The 20,400-nt window shown below is 60.4% G+C and carries 23 protein-coding genes; 1 reads left to right on the top strand and 22 read right to left on the bottom strand.

The features are described 5' to 3' along the window. Nucleotides 1-38: 38 nt before the first annotated feature. From bamB to trmJ, 18 genes are all read right to left on the bottom strand, one after another. Nucleotides 39-1,190, bottom strand: a complete 1,152-nt coding sequence (bamB, locus tag C4K38_RS25880; protein ID WP_009050636.1) for an outer membrane protein assembly factor BamB — start codon at nt 1,188-1,190, stop codon at nt 39-41. Then, entirely contained in the window at nt 1,183-1,824 is a 642-nt protein-coding gene (locus tag C4K38_RS25885) for a tetratricopeptide repeat protein (protein WP_025806099.1), read from the bottom strand. Before C4K38_RS25885 ends, bamB begins: the two co-directional genes overlap by 8 nt. A gap of 40 nt (nt 1,825-1,864) precedes the next feature. Then, the gene (hisS, locus tag C4K38_RS25890) at nt 1,865-3,154 is read right to left on the bottom strand and encodes a histidine--tRNA ligase (protein ID WP_053280741.1); all 1,290 of its coding nucleotides are present in this window, start codon (nt 3,152-3,154) and stop codon (nt 1,865-1,867) included. A gap of 22 nt (nt 3,155-3,176) precedes the next feature. Beyond that, complete coding sequence (gene ispG, locus C4K38_RS25895; RefSeq protein WP_007929536.1) at nt 3,177-4,286, bottom strand: flavodoxin-dependent (E)-4-hydroxy-3-methylbut-2-enyl-diphosphate synthase; 1,110 nt, start codon at nt 4,284-4,286, stop codon at nt 3,177-3,179. A gap of 3 nt (nt 4,287-4,289) precedes the next feature. Continuing rightward, entirely contained in the window at nt 4,290-5,324 is a 1,035-nt protein-coding gene (locus C4K38_RS25900; protein WP_053280742.1) for a RodZ domain-containing protein, read from the bottom strand. Beyond that, nucleotides 5,324-6,082, bottom strand: a complete 759-nt coding sequence (gene pilW, locus C4K38_RS25905; RefSeq protein ID WP_053280743.1) for a type IV pilus biogenesis/stability protein PilW — start codon at nt 6,080-6,082, stop codon at nt 5,324-5,326. Before pilW ends, C4K38_RS25900 begins: the two co-directional genes overlap by 1 nt. Nucleotides 6,083-6,094: 12 nt before the next feature. Further along, nucleotides 6,095-7,243: a dual-specificity RNA methyltransferase RlmN gene (gene rlmN, locus C4K38_RS25910; protein WP_007929531.1), complete on the bottom strand. Its 1,149-nt coding sequence runs from the start codon at nt 7,241-7,243 to the stop codon at nt 6,095-6,097. Nucleotides 7,244-7,272: 29 nt separating this feature from the next. Beyond that, a complete protein-coding gene (gene ndk / locus C4K38_RS25915; protein ID WP_007929529.1) occupies nt 7,273-7,698 on the bottom strand; it encodes a nucleoside-diphosphate kinase in 426 nt (141 codons plus the stop codon). 94 nt (nt 7,699-7,792) lie between these two features. After that, a complete protein-coding gene (iscX, locus tag C4K38_RS25920) occupies nt 7,793-7,993 on the bottom strand; it encodes a Fe-S cluster assembly protein IscX (RefSeq protein WP_007929528.1) in 201 nt (66 codons plus the stop codon). Nucleotides 7,994-8,007: 14 nt separating this feature from the next. Next, nucleotides 8,008-8,349, bottom strand: coding sequence for an ISC system 2Fe-2S type ferredoxin (gene fdx / locus C4K38_RS25925; protein ID WP_009045439.1), 342 nt, complete (start codon nt 8,347-8,349; stop codon nt 8,008-8,010). Nucleotides 8,350-8,352: 3 nt separating this feature from the next. Beyond that, nucleotides 8,353-10,215, bottom strand: coding sequence for a Fe-S protein assembly chaperone HscA (hscA, locus tag C4K38_RS25930; RefSeq protein WP_053280744.1), 1,863 nt, complete (start codon nt 10,213-10,215; stop codon nt 8,353-8,355). Nucleotides 10,216-10,266: 51 nt separating this feature from the next. Continuing rightward, entirely contained in the window at nt 10,267-10,788 is a 522-nt protein-coding gene (hscB, locus tag C4K38_RS25935) for a co-chaperone HscB (RefSeq protein WP_053280745.1), read from the bottom strand. 8 nt (nt 10,789-10,796) lie between these two features. Beyond that, a complete protein-coding gene (gene iscA, locus C4K38_RS25940) occupies nt 10,797-11,120 on the bottom strand; it encodes an iron-sulfur cluster assembly protein IscA (RefSeq protein ID WP_007929524.1) in 324 nt (107 codons plus the stop codon). Between the two features lie 47 nt (nt 11,121-11,167). After that, on the bottom strand, nt 11,168-11,554 hold the full coding sequence (gene iscU / locus C4K38_RS25945; RefSeq protein WP_003443374.1) for a Fe-S cluster assembly scaffold IscU: 387 nt from the start codon (nt 11,552-11,554) through the stop codon (nt 11,168-11,170). 102 nt (nt 11,555-11,656) lie between these two features. Beyond that, nucleotides 11,657-12,871 carry an IscS subfamily cysteine desulfurase gene (locus C4K38_RS25950; RefSeq protein WP_053280746.1) on the bottom strand — a complete coding sequence of 405 codons (1,215 nt, stop codon included), beginning with the start codon at nt 12,869-12,871 and terminating at the stop codon, nt 11,657-11,659. A 50-nt stretch (nt 12,872-12,921) separates the two neighbouring features. Then, the gene (gene iscR / locus C4K38_RS25955) at nt 12,922-13,413 is read right to left on the bottom strand and encodes a Fe-S cluster assembly transcriptional regulator IscR (RefSeq protein ID WP_009045442.1); all 492 of its coding nucleotides are present in this window, start codon (nt 13,411-13,413) and stop codon (nt 12,922-12,924) included. A 259-nt stretch (nt 13,414-13,672) separates the two neighbouring features. Next, on the bottom strand, nt 13,673-14,449 hold the full coding sequence (gene cysE, locus C4K38_RS25960; protein WP_053280747.1) for a serine O-acetyltransferase: 777 nt from the start codon (nt 14,447-14,449) through the stop codon (nt 13,673-13,675). Then, the gene (gene trmJ / locus C4K38_RS25965; protein ID WP_053280748.1) at nt 14,442-15,221 is read right to left on the bottom strand and encodes a tRNA (cytosine(32)/uridine(32)-2'-O)-methyltransferase TrmJ; all 780 of its coding nucleotides are present in this window, start codon (nt 15,219-15,221) and stop codon (nt 14,442-14,444) included. The genes cysE and trmJ overlap by 8 nt, the downstream gene beginning before the upstream one ends. 256 nt (nt 15,222-15,477) lie before the next feature. On the opposite strand from trmJ, the gene suhB reads away from it, so the two are divergent. Beyond that, on the top strand, nt 15,478-16,293 hold the full coding sequence (gene suhB / locus C4K38_RS25970; RefSeq protein ID WP_007929514.1) for a type III secretion system regulator SuhB: 816 nt from the start codon (nt 15,478-15,480) through the stop codon (nt 16,291-16,293). A 235-nt stretch (nt 16,294-16,528) separates the two neighbouring features. Here the strand turns inward: suhB and C4K38_RS25975 are convergent, their stop codons facing one another. The 4 genes from C4K38_RS25975 to yajC all read right to left on the bottom strand — a co-directional run bounded on the left by C4K38_RS25975 (nt 16,529) and on the right by yajC (nt 20,388). Further along, entirely contained in the window at nt 16,529-17,077 is a 549-nt protein-coding gene (locus C4K38_RS25975) for a glycine zipper 2TM domain-containing protein (RefSeq protein WP_023967173.1), read from the bottom strand. Nucleotides 17,078-17,197: 120 nt separating this feature from the next. Then, nucleotides 17,198-18,112 (bottom strand): protein translocase subunit SecF, encoded by a 915-nt coding sequence (gene secF / locus C4K38_RS25980; protein ID WP_007929512.1) that lies wholly within the window; start codon nt 18,110-18,112, stop codon nt 17,198-17,200. A 9-nt stretch (nt 18,113-18,121) separates the two neighbouring features. Beyond that, the gene (gene secD / locus C4K38_RS25985) at nt 18,122-19,990 is read right to left on the bottom strand and encodes a protein translocase subunit SecD (RefSeq protein ID WP_053280749.1); all 1,869 of its coding nucleotides are present in this window, start codon (nt 19,988-19,990) and stop codon (nt 18,122-18,124) included. Nucleotides 19,991-20,052: 62 nt separating this feature from the next. Then, nucleotides 20,053-20,388, bottom strand: a complete 336-nt coding sequence (yajC, locus tag C4K38_RS25990) for a preprotein translocase subunit YajC (protein WP_007929510.1) — start codon at nt 20,386-20,388, stop codon at nt 20,053-20,055. Between the last annotated feature and the right edge of the window lie 12 nt (nt 20,389-20,400).

Genomic DNA, 20,400 nt, shown 5'->3' on the forward strand with positions numbered 1-20,400 from the left:
AGGCCGCTTGGGGATCAACCCCAAGCATAGTCAAACCATTACTTGATGGTCAGGGCTTCCAGTTTGCCACTGTTGCCATACACATAAATCATGTTGCCCACCACCAGCGGACGCGCACGCAGACCATCGCTGTCGATACGCTCACGGCCGACGAAACGACCGTCCACCTGGCTCAGCAGGTGCAGGTAACCTTCCAGGTCACCGACCGCCACGTAGCTGGAGAAGACTTCCGGGGCCGACAGTTGACGGCGGGCCAGCGAGTCGTTGCTCCACAGGGCAGTGGTGGAACGCTCGTCGACGCTTTCGACTGTGCCGGAAGACAGGCTCACATAGACGCTGCCAAAACCTTGAGCGACACCCGCATAGCTGGAAGCATCGCGCTGCCAGAGCGGACGACCGCTTTCCAGGTCCAGCGCCGCTACGCGACCCTGGTAGCTGGCGACATACAGGGTGCCGCCGGACAACAGCAGGCCACCGTCTATGTCGACCACACGATCCAACTCGGAACGACCTTGCGGAATGGCCACGCGCTGTTCCCACACCGGCACGCCGTTGCGGATGTCCAGGGCCACCACTTTACCGGTCGACAGACCGGCGACCGCCAGGCGGTTGGTGGTGATTGGCGCGCTGGTGCCACGCAGGGTCAGTACCGCCGGGGTGCTGTCATAGACCCACATCTGGTTGCCGGTGGCGGCGTCGAGGCCGATCACACGGTCATCCTGGGTCTGGACCACAACCACATCGCCATTGGTGGACGGCGGAGCCAGTACTTCACTGGTCACCCGCGCGCGCCATTTCTCTTCACCGCTCGAAGCGTCCAGAGCAACCACTTCGCCCTTGAGGGTACCGATCATGACCAGGCCGTAACCTACGCCAACGGCACCGGACACAGGCAACTCCAGGTCCTGTTTCCATTTGACGTCGCCGTTCATGCGATCCAGCGCCTCTACCACGCCAGTGACGTCGGCGGCGTAGATGGTGCTGCCGTCGATCGCCGGAACCAGCATGTTGTAGGTTTCGCCCTGGCCGTCACCGACCGAACGGCTCCACTGTTTCTGCAGGACCACTTCTTCTTTGAAGTCGACCAGTTCGGCAGGTGGCAATTCTTTCTTGCTGTTGCTGCTGCAACCCGCGGCCAGAACGGCCAGAGCCAGCAATGCTGCATGTTTCCAACGGATCACGTCACGCATCCCCTTTGGCCAGGTCGTCCAGCTTGATTTGTAGGCCACCGACCGCCGCTTCATCGGACAGCGCGGCCTTGGCTTTTTCGTACGCAGCATGGGCTTCGTCGGTACGACCCAATTGGACCAGCAGGTCACCCTTGAGCTCTTCGCGAGTGGCCAGGAATGCCTTGTCGGCATCGCCTTCGAGCAGCTTGAGCGCTTCTTCAGCCTTGTTCTGCGCCGCCAGGACCTGGGCCAGACGCTGACGGGCGATCTCGCCCAGCGTCGGGTTGGCCGGCTTGTCGGCGATGGCTTTGAGCTCGGTCGCCGCGTCGTCCAGCTTGCCGGTGTCGACCGCCACCTTGGCGACGAACAGGCTGCCGTATTGCGCGTAGGCGGTACCGCCGAACTCGCTGTTGAGCTTGCCGGCCAGGTCTGCGACACGGGCTGCATCCGGCTTGCCGTCAGGCGTCAGCGTGGTCTCCAGCAATTGCTGATAGAGCATCGAGGCGCCTTGCGACTGATTGTTCTGATACTTGTGCCAGGCCTGCCAGCCGAACACGATGACCAGCGCCAACAGGCCGCCGGTGACCAGGGGTTTGCCGTTGCGCTGCCACCAGTCCTTCAAATCCGCCAGCTGTTCATCTTCGGTACTCGACACCCCAATACTCCTTATTCGCTAAATCGGCTGTTTGACAGCTTCAACCCTGCACGACGCAGGTGGCCAGGTGTGCAGCGAGCGCATCCCAGGCAATGCTTTGTTGTTCGCCCTGGCCACGCAGGGGTTTGAAACCTACCACTTGCTGGGCCAGTTCGTCGTCACCGAGGATCAGTGCGTACAACGCCCCGCTCTTGTCGGCCTTCTTGAACTGGCTCTTGAAGCTACCGGCGCCGGCGTTGATCTGCAGGCGCAGGTTCGGCAATTGATCACGAACACGCTCACTCAGCGCCAGTGCGGCCAGTTCGGCAGCTTCCCCGAAGGCGCAGAGGTAAACGTCGACCTGACGCGAGATCTCTTCCGGGATCTGCTCCAGGGTTTCCAGCAGCAGCACCAGACGCTCGATCCCCATGGCGAAACCGACGCCCGGGGTCGGCTTGCCGCCCATCTGCTCGACCAGGCCATCGTAACGGCCACCGGCACAGACGGTGCCCTGGGCGCCGAGCTTGTCGGTGACCCATTCGAAAACGGTCTTGCTGTAGTAATCCAGCCCGCGCACCAGCTTCGGGTTGATCACATAAGGGATACCGGCGGCATCCAGACGGGCCTTGAGGCCCTCGAAATGCACGCGGGACTCTTCGTCCAGGTAGTCGGCCAGCTTCGGCGCGTCCACCAGCACGGCTTGAGTGTCCGGGTTCTTGGTGTCGAGCACGCGCAGCGGGTTGGTTTTCAGACGGCGCTGGCTGTCTTCGTCCAGGCTCTCCATGCGCGCCGAGAGGAACGTCACCAGCGCATCACGATAACGCGCACGGGCTTCGGCGGTCCCCAGGCTGTTCAGTTCGAGCTTGACCGCGTCACGGATGCCCAGCTCTCCCCACAGGCGCCAGGTCAGCACGATCAGCTCGGCGTCGATGTCCGGACCGTCGAGGTTGAAGACCTCGCAACCGATCTGGTGGAACTGGCGATAACGGCCTTTCTGCGGACGCTCGTGGCGGAACATCGGGCCGATGTACCAGAGTTTCTGCACCTGGCCACCGCCGGTGATGCCATGCTCGAGTACCGCGCGCACGCACGCCGCGGTGCCTTCCGGACGCAGGGTCAGGGAGTCGCCGTTGCGGTCGTCGAAGGTGTACATCTCTTTTTCGACGATGTCGGTCACTTCACCGATGGAGCGCTTGAACAGCTCGGTGAACTCGACGATCGGCATACGGATCTGCTTGTAACCGTAGTTATCCAGCAAACGTGCAACGGTGCCCTCGAAATAGCGCCACAAGGGCGTCTGCTCGGGCAGGATGTCGTTCATGCCACGAATGGCTTGCAGAGACTTGCTCACAAAAAATCCTTAATTCGTTCGATTAGCCGCGCGCGATCAGCGCTGCGTCGGCTTCGACCTTTTCGGCCGCTTTCTCGCGGATCAGCTTTTCCAGTTGATCCACAAGATTGTCATTCGTCAGTTTCTGCGACGGCTTGCCGTCGATGTAAATCAGGTTCGGCGTCCCGCCGGTCAGGCCGATATGCGCCTCTTTGGCTTCGCCCGGACCGTTGACCACACAACCGATGACCGCCACGTCCAGCGGTACCAGCAGATCCTCAAGGCGCCCTTCCAGTTCGTTCATGGTCTTGACCACATCGAAGTTCTGCCGCGAGCAGCTCGGGCAGGCGATGAAGTTGATGCCACGGGAACGCAGATGCAGGGACTTGAGAATGTCGTAGCCGACTTTCACTTCTTCGACCGGGTCGGCCGCCAACGAGATGCGAATAGTATCGCCAATCCCTTCGGCCAGCAGCATACCGAGGCCCACGGCGGATTTCACCGTGCCTGAACGCAAACCGCCGGCTTCGGTGATACCCAGGTGCAGCGGCTGGATGATTTCCTTGGCCAGCAGGCGATAGGCTTCGACGGCCATGAACACGTCGGAGGCTTTCACGCTGACCTTGAAGTCCTTGAAGTTCAGGCGTTCGAGGTGCTCGACGTGACGCAGGGCAGACTCCACCAGCGCCGCCGGGGTCGGCTCGCCGTATTTCTTCTGCAGGTCTTTTTCCAGGGAGCCGGCGTTGACGCCGATACGGATCGGGATCCCGCGATCACGGGCCGCGTCCACCACCGCACGCACGCGGTCTTCACGACCGATGTTGCCGGGGTTGATCCGCAGGCAATCGACGCCCAGTTCGGCCACGCGCAAGGCGATCTTGTAGTCGAAGTGGATGTCGGCAACCAGCGGTACCTTGACCTGCTGCTTGATGCGGCCGAAGGCTTCGGCCGCGTCCATATCCGGTACGGAAACCCGCACGATATCGACGCCGGCCGCTTCCAGACGGTTGATCTGGGCCACAGTGGCCGCCACATCGTTGGTGTCGCTGTTGGTCATGCTCTGCACGGCAATGGGGGCATCGCCACCCACAGGTACCGAGCCGACCCAGATCTTGCGGGACTCGCGACGTTTGATTGGAGATTCGCCGTGCATGACTTATTGACCTAACTTCAGGCGAGCAGTCTCGCCACTGGTGAACGGAGCCACATCGATCGCTTGTCCGTTGTAGCTGACCTGCGCGCCACGGGCATAACCCAGGCGCACGGCAAATGGCGGCTTGCCGGAAACATCGGCGGTCTCGCCCTTGCGCTTCAGGCCACTCAGCAGCACTTTACCGCTGCCGTCGGTGATCTGGGTCCAGCAATCGGCTGTGAACTGGATCTGTACCTGACCCGCGCCAGCTACAGGCGCTGCGGCAGGTGCAGTTGGAGCTGCCGGGGCAGCCGGAATAGTCGCTGCCGCGACCACAGGCGCTACAGGGGCAGGCGCGGCCGGAGCGCTCGGCGCGGGTGCTGCCGGTGCCACGACCACTGGTGCCGGAGCAACCGGGGCAACAGGTGCGGCAGCCGGAACGCTTGGCGCAGGAGCCGCGGCATCCGCCTGGGCCTGGCCTGGAGCCGGGGTTTCAGGCAGGGCCAGGGCGGTTTCGCCTTCGGTCTGACCTTCCACGACTGCCTGGTCTTCCGGCTCGTCGATCGGATGAATCTGCGTGGTGCCGTCGGCACCTTCGACTTCGACGTGTTCCTGATTGAGGCCGATCAGCTCCTTGGTGCGCACCGAGGTCTGATCCTGCCACCAGATAAAGCCGCCGCCGATCACCGCGATCAGCAGCAACAGGCTGACGATGCGCAAAATAGTGTGGGAAACCCGTACCGGCTCTTCGATACGGCCCAGGCTATGCACATTGCTGCCCTGGGAATCGGTGCCTGTGTATTGGTCGAAGGCCTGGACCAGAACGGCCTGGTCCATCCCCAGCAACTTGGCATAGGCACGGATATAGCCGCGGGCGAAGGTATGCCCCGGCAGCTTGTCGAAAGCACCGGCTTCCAGGTTGCTCAACGAGCTTGCGGTCAGATTGAGCTTGAGGGCCACTTCAGCCAGCGACCAACCATTGCTTTCGCGGGCCTGACGCAGGGTCTCACCGGGGTTTACGCGAGTCGCTGCTAGAACTTCGGGATGCGCCGCTTTCATCATTGCTCCGACAGGTATTGCTGATATTCCGGCGTACCGGGATAGAGTCGTTTTAATTGCAGGCCGTAACTGGCGGCCTTGTCGCGATCTTCGAACACCGTTGCCAGCCGAATGCCGAGCAATAGACTACGTGCATTTTGCTCGCTGAGCAGGCTAAAACGATCGTAATAGTCGCGTGCGGGCACATAATGCCTGTCTTCGAAGGACAACTCAGCCATTTCCAGCAATGCACGAGGCTGCTGGCGGTTCAGGCGCAGGGCTTTTTCCAGGTGTTGCCGGGCCAGATCACGCTCACCCAGCATCACGGCGGTCATGCCAAGGTTCTCGAACACTCGGGATCGCTCGGGGTACAGGGTATCAGCAGCCGCCTGTTCAAAGCGCTGATAAGCATCTTTGTAACGTTTTTCTTCAAAGAGAAAGCTGCCGTAGTTGTTCAGGATACGGGCATCGGAAGGACGCGAAGCCAGGGCCTTGCGGTAATGCTGGTCAGCCAGCTCGGGTTCCATTTCGGCCTGGAACACCAGCGCCAGGGCGGCATTGGCGTCAGCATCGGACTGGTCCAGCTCCAGGGCCTTTTTCAGCGGCACTTTCGCCCGTTCGGTCATGCCTTGCTGCAGATACCCCAGGCCCAGCTGAACATAGGCCTCACGCGCCTCGTCCCGCCCCTTGCTTGTCTTCATCGGGTTGAAATCCCCCGAAAGAACACAGCCAGCCGACAGGCTGACAAAAAGCAGAAGCAGCGCGACGCGCAAGGTCATGGAGATCCTCTCTCAGGTACGATTCGCAGCGCTTTGCGGCATATCGGCGTCGGCGCTCAACTCGCGCACGGCGATATAACGTTCGCTACGACGGGTGCGATCCAGCACCTGCCCGACCAGTTGCCCACAGGCCGCATCGATGTCTTCGCCGCGCGTGGTGCGCACGGTGACGTTGAAGCCTGCGTGATGCAGTTGATCCTGGAACCGGCGAATGGCGTTGTTGCTCGGCCGCTCGTAACCGGAATGCGGGAACGGGTTGAACGGGATCAGGTTAATCTTGCAAGGAATGTCCTTGAGCAACGCGATCATTTCGACAGCGTGTTCAACCTTATCATTGACGTCCTTGAGCAGCGTGTACTCAATCGTCAGCACACGTTTCTCGCCCAGCGACGACATGTAGCGCTGGCAGGATTCGAGCAGCATCTTCAGCGGATACTTCTTATTGATCGGTACCAGCTGGTTGCGCAGCGCATCGTTCGGTGCGTGCAGGGACAACGCCAGGGAGACGTCGATGTGCTTGGCCAGCTCATCGATCATCGGTACCACGCCGGAGGTCGACAGGGTCACGCGGCGCTTGGAAATGCCGTAGCCCAGGTCGTCCATCATCAAGTGCATGGCCGAGATGACGTTGTCGAAGTTCAGCAGCGGCTCACCCATGCCCATCATCACCACGTTGGTGATGGCACGGTCGACGGTCGCCGGGACGCTGCCAAAGGATTTGTTGGCAATCCACACCTGGCCGATGACTTCGGCGGCGGTGAGGTTGCTATTGAAGCCTTGCTTGCCGGTGGAGCAGAAACTGCAGTCCAGGGCACAGCCTGCCTGGGACGAAACGCACAAGGTGCCGCGTTTGCCCTGGGGAATGTAAACGGTCTCGACGCAGCTGCCGGACGCCACGCGCACCACCCATTTACGGGTGCCGTCGCTGGAGATGTCCTCGCTGACCACTTCCGGACCGCGAATTTCGGCAACGGCCTTGAGCTTTTCGCGCAAGGCCTTGCCGACATTCGTCATGGCGTCGAAATCATCGACGCCAAAGTGGTGAATCCATTTCATTACCTGACCGGCACGGAAACGCTTCTCCCCGATTGAGTCGAAGAATTTTTCCATTTCCGGTTGAGTCAGACCCAACAGGTTAGTTTTGCCAGTCGATGTAGTCATGGTTTCACCTTCACTCACGGGCCTTTGGCTTAGCGAGTGGTCACTTCGGTGGAAGCGAAGAAGTAAGCGATTTCGCGTGCAGCAGCGGCTTCGGAGTCCGAACCGTGAACGGCGTTGGCGTCGATGGATTCAGCGAAGTCAGCGCGGATGGTGCCGGCAGCAGCTTCTTTAGGGTTGGTAGCGCCCATCAGCTCACGGTTCAGAGCGATAGCGTTTTCGCCTTCCAGAACCTGAACGACAACCGGACCGGAAGTCATGAAGGCAACCAGCTCGCCGAAGAAGCCACGAGCGCTGTGCTCAGCGTAGAAGCCTTCAGCTTCGGCTTTCGACAGTTGCTTCATTTTCGAAGCTACAACGCGCAGGCCAGCTTTTTCGAAACGGGTAACGATCTCGCCGATGACGTTTTTTGCAACAGCGTCAGGCTTGATGATGGAGAAAGTACGTTGAACAGCCATGGTGTAACTCCAGAAACGGTGATTAAAGCGAAAAATTAAACCCGCGAATTATACGCGGGTTTATAGGGATTGCCTAACTGCGTACGGGACAGACTCAGTCTGCTTCTTCGATCCAGGCGGCCTGAATTGCTTCAAGAACCTTCTCGCCACCGCGAGCCGGATCGTCGCTGAATTCCGGCAGTGCCAGAACCCATTGGTGCAGATCGACAAAGTTTACGTACCGCGGATCCACATCCGGCTTGGACTCAGCCAGCTGGATCGCGATTTCCAGCACATCAACCCATTTCAGACTCATGATGATTCCTTGAATCAGTGCGGCGCTTCGGCCGCATGGTTGAGCGAGTATTTCGGAATTTCGACGGTCAGGTCTTCCTCGCCGACGATCGCCTGACAGGATAGACGCGATTGCGCCTCCAGGCCCCAGGCCTTGTCCAGCAGGTCTTCTTCCAGCTCGTCGGCTTCGTTCAGCGAGTCGAAACCCTCGCGAACGATGCAGTGGCAGGTGGTGCAGGCGCAGACGCCGCCGCAGGCGCTCTCGATCTCGATGTGGTTGTCATGGGCCACTTCGAGAATCGAGGTACCCGGCGCAGCCTCTACAACCAGGCCATCCGGGCAAAACACGGCGTGTGGCAGAAAAATGATCTGCGGCATCAGTTATTCCTCGATTTCATTCAGATTGCGCCCCGCCAGAGCGGCTTTCACCGTCGAGTCCAGGCGGCGGGCAGCAAAAGCATCGGTCACTTGCGACAGACGCTTGGTCTGCTGCTCGATGGCGTAACCATCGGTGCCACGCATCAATTCACTCAATTCCTGCATTTGCAGCTCGATGACCATGCGCTCTTCGGCATCCAGCAGACGCTCGCCGTCCGCCTCCAGAGCGCCCTGCACCGCCTCGATCAGGCGCTGGGCATCGACCTGCTGCTCGCGCAGCACGCGGGCGACCTTGTCGTCGCTGGCGTACTGGAAGGAATCCTTGAGCATCCGGGCGATTTCGCCGTCGGTCAGACCGTAGGATGGCTTGACCTGGATGCTGGCTTCGACGCCCGAGCCCAACTCGCGAGCGGACACGCTCAGCAGGCCATCGGCATCGACCTGGAAGGTCACGCGGATCTTCGCCGCACCGGCGACCATGGCCGGAATGCCGCGCAGTTCGAAGCGCGCCAGGGAACGGCAGTCGCTGATCAGCTCGCGCTCGCCCTGCAACACGTGAATCATCATGGCCGACTGGCCATCTTTGTAAGTGGTGAAGTCCTGGGCACGGGCGACCGGGATAGTGGTGTTACGCGGAATCACCTTCTCCATCAACCCGCCCATGGTTTCCAGCCCCAGGGACAGCGGAATCACATCAAGCAGCAGCAGTTCGCCACCATCGCGTTTGTTGCCAGCCAGGGTATCGGCCTGGATCGCAGCACCAATGGCCACCACCTGGTCCGGGTCGATCTCGGTCAGCGGCTGGCGACCGAACATTTCAGCGACTGCTTCGCGAACCCGTGGAACACGAGTCGAACCGCCGACCATGACCACCGCCTGGACATCTTCCAGCTCGACATTGGAATCACGCACGGCGCGACGGCAAGCCTTGAGGCTGCGCGACACCATCGGCTCGATCAGGGCATCGAAGGCTTCGCGGGTCAGCGGCGCCGACCAGGCGCCATAGGTCACTTCGACCGATGGGGCATTGGTGAGCGCTTCCTTGGCGGCACAGGCGATTTGCAGCAGATTGCGCTGCTTACCCGGATCGAGATCGGCGGACAGGCCGGCGCTCTCGATGATCCAGCCAGCGATCGCATGATCGAAATCGTCGCCGCCCAGGGCGCTGTCGCCACCGGTGGCCAGCACTTCGAAGACGCCGCCGGTCAGGCGCAGAATGGAAATATCGAAAGTCCCTCCACCCAGATCATAAATGGCCACCACGCCTTCGGCGTGTTGATCCAGACCATAGGCCACGGCCGCCGCGGTCGGCTCGTTGAGCAGACGCAACACATTGAGACCGGCCAGCTTGGCCGCATCCTTGGTCGCTTGACGCTGCGCATCGTCGAAATAGGCCGGAACGGTGATCACCGCGCCCACCAACTCTCCACCCAGGGTCGACTCGGCGCGCTGGCGCAAGACCTTGAGGATATCGGCGGAGACTTCCACCGGGCTTTTCGGGCCCTGGATGGTTTCGATGAACGGCATGTGCGACTCGCCGTCGACGAAGCGATACGGCAGCTGCTCGCCCAATTGCTTGACGTCGGAAAGACCACGACCCATCAAGCGCTTGACCGACAACACAGTGTTCAGGGGGTCGGCAGACGCCGCCAGCCTGGCGGACTCGCCCACCTCGACATGGTCGGTGTGATAACGCACGGCAGACGGCAGGATGACCTGCCCGTTGGCGTCGGCCAGCGGCTCGGAAAGACCACTGCGCAAGGCAGCGACCAGCGAATTGGTAGTGCCCAAGTCGATCCCCACAGCCAGGCGACGCTGGTGCGGTTGAGGACTTTGGCCGGGTTCGGCGATCTGCAGTAGGGCCATGTTTATCTGGACTTATCTGTATATCAGGCGTGCGACCGGAGCGGCACTGGGTTAATCGTCGAGGCGCTCTTCTAACTGGCGCACTTCGTAGGTGAGCTTGTCGAGGAACTGCATGCGCCGCATCAGGCGTTCGGCCTGTTCGCGTTGCGCAGCATCATCCCAACAGGCCGCGAAGCTTTCGTTCAATTCATCCTGGGCCACTTTCAGGCGGCGCTTGAAAGCTGCAATACCGGCCAGGTCGGCCTCGTCCTGCAGATCCTCGAGCTCTTCGCGCCACTGCATCTGCTGCAGAAGGAACTCCGGATCGTGCACCGTGACCTCCAGCGGCAGCTCATGACCGCCCATGGCGAGCAGGTATCGCGCACGCTTGGGAGGACTTTTGAGAGTCTGGTAGGCCTCGTTGAGGCTGGCGGAATGCTCTAGCGCCAGGCGCTGCTCACGCTCGGAGGCGTCAGCGAAGCGGTCCGGATGAACGGCACGCGCCAACTCACGGTAGCGCGTGGCCAGCTGCTCGAGATCCAGGCGGAAGCTCGGTTGCAGCTCAAATAAAGCGAAATGACAAGGAGTACCCACGAGCAGCCTCAGATGTTGAAGCTTTCGCCGCAGCCACATTCACCGCGCACGTTGGGGTTGTTGAACTTGAAGCCCTCGTTCAACCCTTCCTTGACGAAGTCCAGTTCGGTGCCATCCAGGTAGGTCAGGCTTTTCGGATCAATGATCACTTTCTCGCCATGACTCTCGAACACCTGATCGTCTTCACCGATCTCGTCGACGAACTCCAGGACATAGGCAAGGCCGGAACAGCCCGTGGTGCGAACACCCAGACGAATCCCATCACCTTTGCCGCGCCCGTTGAGGGAGCGTCGCACGTGTTGAGCAGCCGCTTCTGTCATGCTGATAGCCATCGTGACTCCTTACTTTTCGCTCAATCTGTGAAAGCTGATCCGCTAAATCAGATCAGGCCTTTCTTCTGCTTGTAGTCGCGAACGGCGGCCTTGATGGCGTCTTCGGCAAGTACCGAGCAGTGGATTTTCACTGGCGGCAGGGCCAGCTCTTCAGCCAGCTGAGTGTTCTTGATGGTCTCTGCTTCATCCAGAGTCTTGCCCTTCATCCACTCGGTAGCCAGGGAGCTGGAGGCGATAGCCGAACCGCAACCGTAGGTCTTGAACTTGGCGTCTTCGATGATGCCCTGTTCGTTGACCTTGATTTGCAGGCGCATCACGTCGCCGCACGCCGGAGCGCCGACCATGCCGGTGCCGACATCAGGATCTTCCGCGTCCATCTTGCCGACGTTGCGCGGGTTCTCGTAGTGGTCGATGACCTTTTCGCTGTAAGCCATGATTCTTAATCCTCACTCATCAGGGCCGCTCTTGAGACCCTGTAGTTACGCCTGCGTCAGTCGCCGCGTTGCTACAGGAGCTGTACCTGGCGGCTTCTATATTTAGTGTGCCGCCCACTCGATCTTCGAGATATCGACGCCGTCTTTGTACATGTCCCACAGCGGCGACAGAGCGCGCAGCTTGGTCACGGCCTCGCAGACTTTCTGCGCGGCATAATCGATTTCTTCTTCGGTGGTGAAGCGGCCGAAGGTGAAGCGGATCGAGCTGTGTGCCAGTTCGTCGTTGCGGCCCAGGGCGCGCAGCACGTACGAAGGCTCCAGCGAAGCCGAGGTACAGGCCGAACCGGAGGAAACCGCCAGGTCCTTGAGCGCCATGATCAGCGACTCGCCTTCGACATAGTTGAAGCTCAGGTTCAGGTTGTGCGGTACGCGGGCAGTCATGCTGCCGTTGATGTACAGCTCTTCCAGGTTCTCGACCTGCTTGTAGAAGCGGTCGCTCAACGCCTTGATGCGCAGGTTTTCGGTAGCCATGTCTTCCTTGGCTACACGGAAGGCTTCGCCCATGCCCACGATCTGGTGGGTGGCCAGGGTGCCGGAGCGCATGCCGCGTTCGTGACCACCGCCGTGCATGGTCGCCTCGAGGCGAACCCGCGGCTTGCGGCTGACATACAGCGCGCCGATACCCTTAGGACCGTAGGTCTTGTGGGCAGAGAAGGACATCAGGTCGACTTTCAGCGCCTGCAGGTCGATGTCGACCTTACCGGTGGACTGGGCGGCGTCGACGTGGAACAGAATGCCTTTAGAGCGGGTCAGTTCGCCGATGGCAGCGATGTCGTTGACCGTACCGATCTCGTTGTTCACATGCATGATCGACACTAGGATGGTGTCGTCGCGCAGGGCGGCTTCGACCATGGCCGGCGTGATCAGGCCGTCTTCGCTGGGATCGATGTAGGTGACTTCGAAACCTTCACGCTCGAGTTGGCGCATGGTGTCCAGGACAGCCTTGTGCTCGATCTTCGAGGTAACCAGGTGCTTGCCCTTGGTGTGGTAGAAATGCGCGACACCCTTGATTGCCAGGTTGTCGGACTCGGTGGCACCGGAGGTCCAGACAATTTCACGCGGGTCGGCGTTGACCAGGTCAGCCACTTGGCGACGGGCATTTTCCACCGACTCTTCGGCCTTCCAGCCGAACACGTGGGAGCGGGACGCCGGGTTACCGAAGTTTCCGTCGACCAGCAGGCATTCACTCATCTTTTGCGCGACACGCGGATCAACCGGGGTGGTCGCTGAGTAATCAAGGTAAATCGGCAATTTCATGGACTCTCTCCTAAATCAGGCTGGCTGGCGTGCCGCTAGCTCTTTGGCTGTCATTCGACGGCGGACGCTTCAATCTTGTCCAGGTGCTGCGCCTTGCCATTACAGCGGCGCTGATCCTGACGCTGGGCTACTTCTTGCACCTCACGGCGAGTCACAAGGTCAGCCAAGCTGATACCGCTCAGAAATTCGTGAATCTGCAGGCTCAGATCGCACCACAGGTGGTGGGTCAGACAGGTGTCGCCGGAATGGCAATCGCCCTGCCCCTGGCATTTGGTTGCATCGACCGACTCGTTCACCGCATCGATCACCTGGGCCACCTGAATGCCTTGCATGTCACGCGACAGCTGGTAGCCACCGCCTGGACCACGCACGCTGGACACCAGATTGCTACGGCGCAACTTGGCGAAGAGCTGTTCGAGATAGGACAGGGAGATGCCTTGGCGCTCAGAGATATCGGCCAGGGACACCGGCCCATGTTGCGCGTGCAACGCCAGGTCAAGCATGGCTGTTACCGCGTATCGGCCTTTTGTAGTCAGTCGCATGGACAAGTACCACGGAGTGTTTCGGGATGGGAGCGAGTATGCAATTCCCGAGTAATTAAGTCAACTATAAGACCTACTACTTTAGTCAGGTTTACCCGCAAAAGAGCGCGCGAATCATAGCAAAGTCTGCAGGGTAATGGCACGCCCTGGATTTGACGGGTGACTAATGGGTCGCCAGCATCCTTTCGGATGCTGCGCGAGCAAGCTCATTTCCACAAAACGAGCTTGCTCGCGACCAATGCCAAGGCGCCTGGACGGCTCAGCCGACCTGGCTGTCACCCTTGTCCTTGACGCCTGCGAAGTCCTCATCGCGCAGCGCTGGCAGATCCTTGGCGCAGTAGCTGCTGCCCAGGTCCTTCAAGGCCCCGCACATACCCTCCAGGCGCCCATCGACGGCCTGCAGGTGATCGAGCAGTTGGCCAATAGCCCGCGCCACCGGGTCCGGCATGTCCTCGCTGACACCATAGGCATCGAAACCGAGCTTCTCGGCCATCGCCTTGCGCTTGGCTTCCTGCTCGTCATCGGACTTGACGATGATGCGCCCGGGAATGCCCACCACAGTAGCGCCCGCTGGCACCGCCTTGGTCACCACCGCATTGGAACCGACCTTGGCGCCTGCCCCCACGGTGAACGGACCCAGTACCTTGGCGCCCGCCCCCACCACCACACCGTCCTCCAGGGTCGGGTGACGCTTGCCCTTGTTCCAACTGGTGCCGCCCAGGGTCACGCCCTGATAGAGGGTGACGTCGTCACCGATCTCGGCGGTCTCGCCAATGACGATGCCCATGCCGTGGTCGATAAAGAAGCGGCGACCCACCTTGGCCCCCGGGTGAATCTCGATCCCGGTCAGCCAGCGACCGAAGTTCGACACCAGGCGCGCCAGCCACTTCCAGCCCATGCCCCACAACGCGCCGGACAGGCGATGAATCCAGATGGCGTGCATGCCCGGGTAGCAGGTCAGGACCTCGAACGCGTTACGCGCCGCCGGGTCACGATGGAAAACACTCTGGATATCTTCACGCAAACGCTCAAACATCATCATTCTTCCGCTTAAGGAGCTCGCCACGGGCCGCTTTCTGGGTTTCCGTGAGGATGCCACGCAAAATATTCATTTCCGCCCGGCTTACCGAGCTGCGTCCGTACAACCGGCGCAGGCGCGCCATCAAGTGCCGTGGCTTCTCCGGATCGAGGAAGTCGATGGCCACCAGCGTCTGCTCCAGATGCTCGTAGAACCGCTCCAGCTCGTCCATGGTCGCCAGCTCATCGCTGCGCGGCGACGCCACTTCATCCTTCTCGACCTTGCTCGGCTGACCTTCGGCCGCCAGCCAGGACATACGCACTTCATAGGCCAGCACCTGCACCGCCGTCGCCAGGTTCAGCGAGCTGAACTCCGGGTCCGAAGGGATATGCACGTGAAAATGACATCGCTGCAGCTCGTCATTGGTCAGGCCGGAATCTTCACGGCCAAAGACCAAGGCAATTTCGGCGCCCTGCCCTGCCTCTTGCACCACCTTGACCCCGGACTCACGGGGGTCGAGCAATGGCCAGGGAATACGCCGGTCACGGGCGCTGGTACCAAACACCAGGGTGCAGCCGGCCAGGGCATCTTCCAGGGTGGCGACGACCTGAGCGCTTTCAAGAATGTCGGTAGCGCCGGACGCGCGCGCATCGGCCTCATGGGACGGGAAAATCCGCGGCTCGACCAACACCAGCCGCGACAGCCCCATGTTCTTCATGGCACGCGCAGCCCCACCGATGTTTCCGGGATGACTGGTATTGACCAGGACGACACGAATGTTCTGCAGCAAGGGAGGCGCTCTCGGACACGGGAAAGGGGAGCAAATCTTACAGAACAGCCAGCGCTCCCGCCTCAAAAATAACTGCTTCTGGCTGGCACTTTATAGAAGCCGACTAACTCCAGACGGACCGCCACTCGTCAAAATGTCCGCGCATTTACCGGTTTGAACGGCAGATCAAGGCAAGCGGAGCGAATGTCGACCTTCATCTGCAAAAGTTTTCTGCTAGAATGCTCGGCTTTCTTTAACAACCTTAGGTGACCTATCCATGCAGCCAATGCTGAATATCGCGCTGCGCGCCGCCCGCAGCGCCAGTGAACTGATTTTCCGCTCCATCGAGCGCCTGGATACCATCAAGGTCGACGAAAAAGACGCCAAAGACTACGTATCCGAAGTTGATCGCGCCGCCGAGCAGAAGATCATCGACGCATTGCGCAAGGCCTACCCGACTCACGGCATTCTCGGTGAAGAAACCGGTCTGCACGCTGGCAGCGGCGAAGGCGAAGACTACCTGTGGATCATCGACCCGCTGGACGGCACCACCAACTTCCTGCGTGGCATTCCTCATTTCGCTGTCAGCATCGCCTGCAAATACCGTGGTCGCCTGGAACACGCCGTGGTTCTGGACCCGGTGCGCCAGGAAGAATTCACCGCCAGCCGTGGTCGCGGCGCACAACTGAACGGTCGTCGCCTGCGTGTCAGCGGCCGCACCAGCCTGGACGGCGCCCTGCTGGGTACCGGCTTCCCGTTCCGTGACGACCAGATGGACAACCTCGACAACTACCTGGGCATGTTCCGCGCCCTGGTCGGCCAGACCGCCGGCATCCGCCGCGCCGGCGCCGCCAGCCTGGACCTGGCCTACGTGGCTGCCGGTCGTTTCGATGCCTTCTGGGAGTCGGGCCTGTCCGAGTGGGACATGGCTGCAGGCGCCCTGCTGATCCAAGAAGCCGGCGGACTGGTGAGCGACTTCACCGGCGGTCACGACTTCCTGGAAAAAGGCCACGTGGTTGCCGGCAACACCAAATGCTTCAAGGCGGTCCTCACCGCTATCCAGCCGCACCTGCCGGCTTCGCTGAAGCGCTAAGCGCCAGCGACAAAAAAGCACCCTTCGGGGTGCTTTTTTTATGCCTGGGATTTGTCGAAAAACCACTCTCCCTGTAGGAGCGAGGCTTGCCCGCGATAGCTTCAGCCCCGAATGAGGCTGATACACCGCGGCGCCCGGATCGCGGGCAAGCCTCGCTCCTACAGAAGCAAATCCAAACCTCAGGCAATAAAAAAGCACCCCGAAGGGTGCTTTTTCATGATTGACGCTCAAACGTTTATTGCGCTGGTACGTTCTGACCCAGGATCAACTGACCTTCCTTGTTGACCGGGATCTGGCTGCCCGGATCACGATCCATACGCACCTGGCCTTGTTTGCCGTTCAGCTCGTACTTCACGTCATAACCCACGACCTTTTCGCTGATGTCGTTGACCGTGTTGCAGCGAGTCTGAGTGGTGGTGTAGGTATCACGCTCCTGCATGCCTTCCTGCACCTTGTTACCAGCGTAACCACCGCCGACCGCACCGGCGACCGTGGCGATCTTCTTGCCTGTACCGCCGCCAATCTGGTTACCCAGAAGACCGCCGGCCAGCGCACCGACCACCGTACCGGCGATCTGATGTTGATCCTTCACCGGAGCCTGACGGGTCACGGTGACGTCCTTGCATACTTCACGCGGTGTTTTGATCTGTTGTTTGACCGGCTGAACTGCCAGCACCTGCGCATACTCAGGGCCACTATTGACCAGCTTGTAGGTGGCAACAGCCCCCCCAGCAGTCACAGCGACGGCACCTAATACCGCACCAACCAGCATCGACTTGTTCACGTGAACCTCCTGACCATCACAAGCGGGACAAGCCCGCGCTTCTCCCTGCCTTGGAGCATAAAAAAAGGCGCGAGTTCAATACTCGCGCCTTTTTGACTGCCTACCAGGAAGCGGAAACCGTTACGGACGGTCGTCGACTTCCTTCTCGGTATTGGCTGGAGGAATCAGGTCCTCGCTGCTCAGGTTCAGCCAGATCAGCACCACGTTGGCGATGTAGATCGACGAGTAGGTACCCGCCAGAACACCGACGAACAGCGCGATAGAGAAGCCCCACAGGTTGTCGCCACCGAAGAACAGCAGCGCCGCGATCGCCAGCAGGGTGGAGATCGAGGTCGCCATGGTGCGCAGCAGGGTCTGGGTGGTCGAGATGTTGATGTTCTCGATCAGGCTGGCCTTGCGCAGCACGCGGAAGTTCTCACGCACCCGGTCGAACACCACGATGGTGTCGTTGAGCGAGTAACCGATGATCGCCAGTACCGCCGCCAGCACCGTCAGGTCGAAGGTGATCTGGAAGAACGACAGGATACCCACGGTCACCACCACGTCGTGGATCAGCGAGACGATGGCGCCGACCGCGAACTTCCACTGAAAGCGGAAGGCCAGGTAGATCAGGATGCCGCCCAGCGCCATCAGCATGCCGAGGCCGCCCTGGTCGCGCAGCTCTTCACCCACCTGCGGACCGACGAACTCGACGCGCTTGACCTGCGCCGGGTTGTCGCCGCCAGTCTTCTGCAACGCCTCTGCTACCTGATGGCCCAGTTGCGGGTCTTCACCCGGCATCCGCACCAGCAGGTCGGTGGTGGCACCGAAGCTTTGCACGATCGCTTCGTGATAACCGGATTCGCTCAGTTGAGCACGAACCTTCATCACATCCGCCGGACGCTCGTAGGTCAGCTCGATGAGCGTACCGCCGGTAAAGTCCAGGCCGTAGTTCAACCCCTTGTGGAACCAGCTGAACAGCGCCAGAACGGTCAGGAGCAAGGTGACGCCGAACGCAACGTTGCGGACGCCCATGAAGTTGATAGTACGTAACATGGCAGCCCCTTAAATCCACAACTTCTTGAAGTCACGACCGCCGAAGATCAGGTTGACCATCGCACGGGTCAGCCAGATGGCCGTGAACATCGAGGTAAAGATCCCGAGGGACATGGTCACCGCAAAGCCTTTGACCGGGCCGGTGCCCATGGCAAAGAGAATCCCGCCGACCAGCAAGGTGGTCAGGTTGGAGTCGAGAATCGCGGTGAATGCCCGGCCGAAGCCTTCGTTGATTGCCCGCTGCACGGTCATACCGGCGGCGAGCTCTTCACGTATGCGCGAGAAGATCAGTACGTTGGCGTCCACCGCCATACCCATGGTCAACACGATACCGGCGATACCCGGCAGGGTCAGCGTAGCCCCCAGCAAGGACATCAGGGCCAGCAGCAGCACCATGTTCAGCGCCAGCGCCACGGTGGCGATGATGCCGAAGAAACGGTAGATGGCGATGATGAACAGCGACACGAACAGCATGCCCCACAGCGACGCATCGATACCCTTGGTGATGTTGTCGGCACCCAGGCTCGGGCCGATGGTGCGCTCTTCGGCGAAGTACATAGGCGCGGCCAGACCACCGGCACGCAGCAGCAGGGCCAGCTCGGAAGACTCGCCCTGGCCGTTCAGGCCGGTGATGCGGAACTGGCTGCCCAGCGGCGACTGAATGGTCGCCAGGCTGATGATCTTCTTCTCTTCCTTGAAGCTCTGCACCGCGACGTCTTTCTCGACACCGTCGACCACTTGCTTGGTGTAAGTGGTGGTCGGCTTCTGCTCGATGAAGATCACCGCCATGCTGCGACCGACATTGCTGCGGGTCGAACGACTCATCAGCTCGCCGCCGTGGCCATCGAGCTTGATATTCACCTGTGGACGACCGTGCTCGTCGAAGCCCGCCTGGGCGTCGGTCACCTGGTCACCGGTGATGATCAGGCCACGCTCGATCAGCGCAGGAGGACGATTGCCTTCACGGAACTCGAAAGATTCGGAAGTGGCTTTCGAAGCGCCCGGCTCGGCGGCCAGACGGAATTCAAGGTTGGCCGTCTTGCCCAGGATACGCTTGGCTTCAGCGGTGTCCTGCACGCCCGGCAGCTCAACCACGATACGGTTGGCGCCCTGACGCTGAACCAGAGGCTCGGCAACACCCAGCTCGTTGACGCGGTTACGTACCGTGGTCAAGTTCTGCTTGATGGAGTATTCGCGGATTTCCGCCAGCTTGGCCGGGGTCATCGCCAGACGCAGCACCGCCTGACCATTGAGGTCGGCCGGAACAATGTCGAAATCGTTGAAGTTCTTGCGGATCAGCGTACGCGCCTGTTCACGGGTCGCTTCGTCGCTGAAGCCCAGCTGAATGGCACCGCCTAGCTGCGGCAGGCTGCGATAGCGCAGGCGCTCTTTACGCAGCAGGCTCTTCACATCGCCTTCGTAGACTTTCAGGCGTGCGTCGAGGGCTTTTTCCATGTCCACTTCCAGCAGGAAGTGCACACCACCGGACAAGTCCAGGCCCAGTTTCATCGGATGCGCGCCGAGGTTACGCAGCCATTGCGGGGTGGTTTGTGCCAGGTTCAATGCAACGACATAGTCGTCACCCAGGGCCTTGCGCACGACGTCCTTGGCTGGAAGCTGGTCTTCCTGCTTGGTCAGACGCAACAGGCCGCCCTTGCCCTTGGCCGCGATGGTCGCTGCCTTGACGTTGATCCCGGCGTCGGTGAGCGCTTTGCTCGCACGATCCAGATCCGCCTGAGTGACCTGCAACGCAGTACTCGCGCCGCTGACCTGAATGGCCGGATCATCAGGGTATAGATTGGGAGCGGAATAAATAAAACCGATCGCCAGCACCGCCAGGATCAGTACGTATTTCCACAGAGGGTATTTGTTCAGCATCACGCCGCCCGTTTATGAAGCGGGGCGCCTTGCGCGCCCCGTCGATTGGTAAAAGATGAAACTTAGATCGCCTTCAGCGTGCCTTTTGGCAGCGTGGCAGCGATAGCGCCTTTCTGGAACTTCATCTCGATAGTGTCGGAAACTTCCAGCACTACGAAGTCATCGGTCACTTTGGTGATCTTGCCGGCGATACCGCCAGTAGTCACAACTTCGTCACCTTTCTGCAGGCTGCCCAGCAGGTTCTTCTGTTCTTTGGCGCGCTTGGCCTGTGGACGCCAGATCATCAGGTAGAAGATGACCAGGAAACCGACCAGGAAAATCCACTCAAAACCAGTGCCAGCAGGGCCAGCAGCAGGTGCAGCAGCATCAGCCATTGCAGTCGAGATAAAAAAGCTCATGTAACACTCCGG

The sequence above is a fragment of the Pseudomonas chlororaphis subsp. piscium genome (genome assembly GCF_003850345.1).
Classification (GTDB): domain Bacteria; phylum Pseudomonadota; class Gammaproteobacteria; order Pseudomonadales; family Pseudomonadaceae; genus Aquipseudomonas; species Aquipseudomonas piscium.